The sequence below is a fragment of the Aeromicrobium alkaliterrae genome, assembly GCF_039529015.1.
GTDB classification, from domain to species: domain Bacteria; phylum Actinomycetota; class Actinomycetes; order Propionibacteriales; family Nocardioidaceae; genus Aeromicrobium; species Aeromicrobium alkaliterrae.
In genome coordinates, this window is sequence record NZ_BAAAME010000001.1 from 47,328 (window position 1) to 53,067 (window position 5,740).

Here is a 5,740-nt window from a genome sequence, read left to right on the forward strand (position 1 = left end):
TGCAGCTGCACGGCGGCTACGGCTACATGAGCGAGTACCCCATCTCGAAGGCGTACCTCGACACCCGCATCCAGACGATCTACGGCGGCACCACCGAGATCATGAAGGAGATCGTCGGCCGCGGCCTGGGGATCTAGTCTGGCGAGGGTGAGCGACCCCCTCGACCTCGAAGCGCTGATCGGACCCGGCGCTCTCGGCTACTTCGCCGGGGGCGCCGGGTCCGAGATCACGTTGCGCGACAACCTCGCGTCCTGGAGCCGCTACGCGCTCCACCCCCGGGTGCTGGTCGACGTCTCCGAGCGCGACCTCGGCACGACGCTGCTCGGCCGGTACCGCCCGCACCCCGTCGTGGTCGCGCCGATGGCCTACCAGAAGCACGCGCACGAGGTGGGCGAGCTGGGGACGGCCGAGGCGGCGGCGCGCACGGAGTCGCTGTACGTGCTGTCGTCGCAGACCACCACCAGCCCGCCGGACGTCGCCCGCGCGATGGAGGCCGTCGCGCCCGGGTCCGACCGCTGGTTCCAGCTGTACGTCTTCCGCGACCGGGCGGTCTCGCACGACCTCGTCGTGCAGGCGCGGGAATCGGGTTACGAGGCGCTCGTCATCACGGTCGACTTCCCCGTGGCCGGGTGGCGCGAGCGCGACCGCCGCACGGGATTCACCGTCGAGCACCCCGTCGCGCTCAACCCGTCGGGGCCACCGCTCACGACCGAGCAGCTGTTCGCGATGCACGACCCGAGCCTGACGTGGGACGACATCGGGGAGTTCGCCGACGCGGCCGGGATGCCGGTTGTGCTCAAGGGCATCCTGCGACCCGACGACGCGGAGCGCGCCGTGGACTCCGGCGCCGCGGGGATCATCGTGTCGAACCACGGCGGCCGCCAGCTCGACACGACCCTCTCGGGGATCGACGCGCTGGTGCCGATCGCGCAGGCCGTGGGCGGGTCGGTCGACCTGCTGGTCGACGGTGGGGTGACGCGTGGCTGGGACGTCGCGAAGGCGCTCGCGCTGGGGGCCGATGCGGTGCTGATCGGCCGGCACCTCCTGTGGGGCCTGGCTCGCGGGGGCGCCCAGGGCGCCGAGGACGTGCTGCGGCAGGTGCTGGCCGAGCTCGACTCGACCCTCGCCCTGCTCGGATGCCCCGCGGCCGCCGACCTCGACGCGTCCTACGTGGGTCCTCGCGCCGTCGGCTGAGGTACCCCTTTCGAGGCTCCTTCGTCGCACCTCAAGGGGCGGGGGTCACCTTCCCGCCCCTTGAGGTGCGAGCGAGGAACGAGTGAGCCGGGTCCTGAGGTGCGACGAGGAACGAGGAGCCTCGAAGGGCGAACGGGGTGCGGCAACCACCGGGGGCGGGGGTCAGCGGTCGGTCTGGCGGATCACGGTGCGGCGCTTGAGCTCGTCGACGGCGTCCTCGTAGGAGGTCACGAGCGCCTGGACGGTCAGCGGCTTGAACCGCTCGACCATCGCGGTGATGAGCTCCGGCGGCTGGCCGGACGCCTTGAGGTGCGGCCACACCTCGGACCGGAACAGCTCGGTCAGCTGCTCGGCGAGCTGGGTGCCGTGCTCGACGATGAGTCGGCGGGACGCGAGCGCGGCGTCGATCGGCAGGCCTGCGTCGAGGAAGCCGATGCCGACCGCGAGGTGCGCGGGAGCCACCCGGAACTGGTCCTCCACCGGGGTCGGCTCGACCACGCCGATCGCGACGAGGATCTCGAGGTCGTCGTCGGTGAGTGCGCGGCCGGAGCGGGTCTCGAGCGTGGCCCGGTCGATCTGCTCGGGCATCTCCGGGCTCCACGGCGCCAGCAGGGTGCGGTGCAGCGCGACCTGCGCGGGCGTCGCGTCGGAGGGGATCCGCTCGAGGTAGCCCTCGATGGCCGAGAGCGTGAAGCCGTGGGCCTGCAGCTCGCGGACGAGCTCGAGGCGCGCGAGGTGGTCGGCCCCGTAGTAGCCGTTGCGGCCTTCGCGGCGCGGCGGCGGGATCAGGCCGCGCCCGGCGTAGAAGCGGACGGTGCGCACCGTCATCCCGACGCGGGAGGCGAGCTGCTCGACGCTCAGGGAGTCGGCCGCGAGCGGCTCGTCGGTGGTGCTCATCAGGTCGAGGATAGTGCCAGTACTACTGGCACGGTCGGGATCACCTGTTGCTCGGCCCGCCGAGCACGTACAGTCGGCGCTGACTGTTCACGGGCCTGACCTACCGCCGCGCCCGATGTCCGAGTACGCTGACAGTAGTAGTGTCACAATGCTGGCCGCCACGTTCCACCCGTCTGCGAGGACCCATCTCATGACCGAAGCCTTCATCTACGACGCGATCCGCACGCCGCGTGGTCGCGGCAAGAAGACCGGATCGCTCCACGAGGTCAAGCCGATCTCGCTCGTGACCGGACTGCTCGACTCCCTCAAGGAGCGCAACCCGAACCTCAAGCCCAACGAGGTCGACGACGTCATCCTCGGCGTCGTGTCGCCCGTGGGCGAGCAGGGTGCCGACATCTCGCGCACCGCCGTGATCGCCGCCGGATTCGGCGAGCAGGTCGCCGGCGTGCAGCTCAACCGCTTCTGCGGCTCGGGCCTGGAGTCGGTCAACCAGGCCGCGTCACGCGTGAAGTCCGGCTGGGAGGACCTCATCATCGCCGGCGGCGTCGAGTCGATGAGCCGCGTCCCCATGGGCTCCGACGGCGGACCGTGGGCGATGGACCCGCAGACCGCGCTCCGCTCCGACTTCGTGCCCCAGGGCATCGGCGCCGACCTGATCGCGACGCTCGAGGGCTTCAGCCGCGAGGACGTCGACACGTTCGCCGCCGAGTCGCAGGCCCGGGCCGCCAAGGCCATCGCCAACGGCTACTTCACGCGCTCGATCGTCCCCGTGCACGACGTCAACGGCCTGCCGATCCTCGACCACGACGAGTTCGTGCGCGAGGGCACGACCGCCGAGTCGCTCTCGGGCCTCAAGCCGTCCTTCAAGGACCTCGGCGACTTCGCCGGCTTCGACTCCGTCGCGCTCGAGAAGTACGTCGACGTCGAGAAGATCAACCACGTCCACCACGCCGGCAACTCCTCGGGCATCGTCGACGGCGCCTCGCTGGTGCTGCTCGGCAACGAGAAGGCCGGCGAGCGTCACGGCCTCACGCCGCGTGCCCGCATCGTCTCGACCGCCGTCATCGGCTCCGAGCCCACGATCATGCTGACGGGCCCCGGTCCCGCCGCCCGCAAGGCGCTGGACAAGGCCGGCCTGTCGATCGAGGACATCGACCTCATCGAGATCAACGAGGCGTTCGCCGCGGTCGCCATGAAGCTCATGCGCGACCTCGACGACTACCCGCACGAGCAGACCAACGTCAACGGCGGCGCGATCGCGATGGGCCACCCGCTCGGCGCGACCGGCGGCATGATCCTCGGCACCCTCGTCGACGAGCTCGAGCGCCGCGAGAAGCGCTACGGCCTGGCCACGCTCTGCATCGGCGGCGGCATGGGCATCGCCACCATCGTCGAGCGCATCTGACCCCCCGACCTCAGAACACCGGAGAGACACACACATGACTGAAGCAGTGCGCTACGAGGTCGAGGGCGGCATCGTCAACCTCGTCCTCGACGACCCCTCGCAGTCCGCGAACACGATGAACCAGGCCTACGCGGACTCGATGGCCAAGGCCGTCGACCGCCTGGTCGACGAGATCGCCGCGGACGCCGACTCCATCAAGGGCGTCATCATCTCCTCGGCGAAGAAGACCTTCTTCGCCGGCGGCGACCTGAAGCTGATGACCCAGTCCACGCCGGCCGACGCGCAGCGTCTGTTCGACGAGGTCGAGGCCATCAAGGCCACGCTCCGCAAGCTCGAGACCGCGGGCAAGCCCGTCGTCGCGGCGATCAACGGCGCCGCCCTCGGCGGCGGCCTGGAGATCGCGCTCGCGGCCCACCACCGCATCGTGGCGGACGTCCGCCTCGAGCTGGGCCTGCCCGAGGTCTCCCTCGGCCTGCTGCCCGGCGGCGGCGGCGTGACCCGCACGGTCCGCATGTTCGGCCTGCAGGACGCGCTCATGAACATCCTGCTCCAGGGCCCGCGCGTGCAGCCGGCCAAGGCCAAGGAGCTCGGCCTGATCGACGAGATCGTCCCGGCCGATGAGCTGCTGAGCGCGGCCAAGGCCTGGATCGAGTCGGTCCAGGGCGACGCCGACGCGGCCACGCAGCCGTGGGACCGCAAGGGCTACCGGATGCCGGGCGGCACGCCGTCCAACCCGAAGCTCGCGGCCAACCTGCCGGCCTTCCCGGCGATGCTGCGCAAGCAGACCAAGGGTGCGCACTACAAGGCGCCGCGCAACATCCTGGCCGCCGCGGTCGAGGGTGCGTCGACGGACTTCGAGACCGCCACGCGCATCGAGTCGCGCTACCTCGTCGAGCTGATCGTCGGTCAGCAGTTCAAGAACATGACGCAGGCGTTCTTCTTCGACCTGGGTGCGATCAACGCGGGCGCGAGCCGTCCCGAGGGCATCCCCCCGACCAAGGCCGAGAAGGTCGCGGTCCTGGGCGCCGGCATGATGGGCGCGGGCATCGCGTACGTCTCGGCGCGCGCCGGCATGGAGGTCGTCCTGAAGGACATCAGCCTCGAGGCCGCCGAGAAGGGCAAGGACTACTCGGTCAAGCTCCTCGACAAGGCCGTCCAGCGCGGCAAGATGACGCAGGAGAAGGCCGACGAGGTCCTCGCCCGCATCACGCCGACCGACGACTACGCGCTCCTGGAGGGCTCCGACTTCGTCGTCGAGGCCGTCTTCGAGTCGGTCAAGCTCAAGCACGAGGTCTTCGCCGAGGTGCAGAAGGTCGTGAAGCCGGACGCGCTGCTCGGCTCGAACACCTCGACGCTGCCGATCACGATCCTGGCCGAGGGCGTCGACCGTCCCGAGGACTTCATCGGGATCCACTTCTTCAGCCCCGTCGACAAGATGCCGCTGGTCGAGATCATCGCGGGCGAGAAGACCAACCCCGAGGCGATCGCGCGCGTCATCGACTACACCAAGGCGATCAAGAAGACGCCGATCGTGGTCGGCGACAGCCGTGGCTTCTTCACGAGCCGCGTCATCGGCACGTTCGTGAACGAGGGCATCGGCATGCTGGCCGAGGGCGTCAACCCCGCGGCGATCGAGCGCGCCACCAGCATCGCGGGCTTCCCGGCCCCCGTGCTGCAGCTCAGCGACGAGCTCAACCTCGAGCTCATGACGAAGATCCGCAACGAGGCGAAGGCGGCCGTCGAGGCCGACGGCGGCACCTACACGCCGCACGCGGCCGAGGCCGTCATCGACAAGATGATCGAGCTGGGTCGCCCGAGCCGCCTCAAGGGCGCGGGCTTCTACGAGTACGCCGACGGCAAGCGCACGGGTCTCTGGTCCGGGCTGGCCGAGGAGTTCCCGGTGGCCGACACGCAGCCGGACTTCGAGGACCTCAAGGAGCGCCTGACGTTCATCATGAGCCTCGAGACGGTCAAGTGCCTCGAGGAGGGTGTGCTCCGCACGATCCCCGACGCCAACATCGGCTCGATCTTCGGCATCGGCTTCCCGCCCCTGCAGGGTGGCGCGATCCAGTACATCAACGGCTACGAGGCTGCCGACGGCAGCATCGGCGTCGAGGCGTTCACGGCCCGCGCGCAGGAGCTGGCCGCGACCTACGGCTCGCGCTTCGACCCGCCGGCGCTGCTGCTCGAGAAGGCCAAGAACGGCGAGAAGTTCGCCTGACCCGGTCTGACTGCTGACCACGA

Annotated in this window: 5 protein-coding genes; 4 read left to right on the forward strand and 1 reads right to left on the reverse strand. The window is 70.1% G+C overall.

The window, feature by feature from the left end; translation table 11 throughout:
- On the forward strand, nt 1-137 hold a 137-nt coding region (locus ABD127_RS00245), incomplete at its 5' end, for an acyl-CoA dehydrogenase family protein (protein ID WP_344196731.1).
- A 10-nt stretch (nt 138-147) separates the two neighbouring features.
- Nucleotides 148-1,194, forward strand: a complete 1,047-nt coding sequence (locus ABD127_RS00250; protein ID WP_344196447.1) for an alpha-hydroxy acid oxidase — start codon at nt 148-150, stop codon at nt 1,192-1,194.
- A gap of 162 nt (nt 1,195-1,356) precedes the next feature.
- On the opposite strand, the gene ABD127_RS00255 is transcribed toward ABD127_RS00250, so the two are convergent.
- Nucleotides 1,357-2,091: a MerR family transcriptional regulator gene (locus ABD127_RS00255; protein WP_344196450.1), complete on the reverse strand. Its 735-nt coding sequence runs from the start codon at nt 2,089-2,091 to the stop codon at nt 1,357-1,359.
- 190 nt (nt 2,092-2,281) lie between these two features.
- On the opposite strand from ABD127_RS00255, the gene ABD127_RS00260 reads away from it, so the two are divergent.
- Both ABD127_RS00260 and ABD127_RS00265 read left to right on the forward strand, forming a co-directional pair.
- Nucleotides 2,282-3,496, forward strand: coding sequence for an acetyl-CoA C-acetyltransferase (locus ABD127_RS00260; protein WP_344196452.1), 1,215 nt, complete (start codon nt 2,282-2,284; stop codon nt 3,494-3,496).
- A 34-nt stretch (nt 3,497-3,530) separates the two neighbouring features.
- Nucleotides 3,531-5,717, forward strand: a complete 2,187-nt coding sequence (locus ABD127_RS00265) for a 3-hydroxyacyl-CoA dehydrogenase NAD-binding domain-containing protein (RefSeq protein ID WP_344196455.1) — start codon at nt 3,531-3,533, stop codon at nt 5,715-5,717.
- The last annotated feature ends 23 nt before the right edge of the window (nt 5,718-5,740 follow it).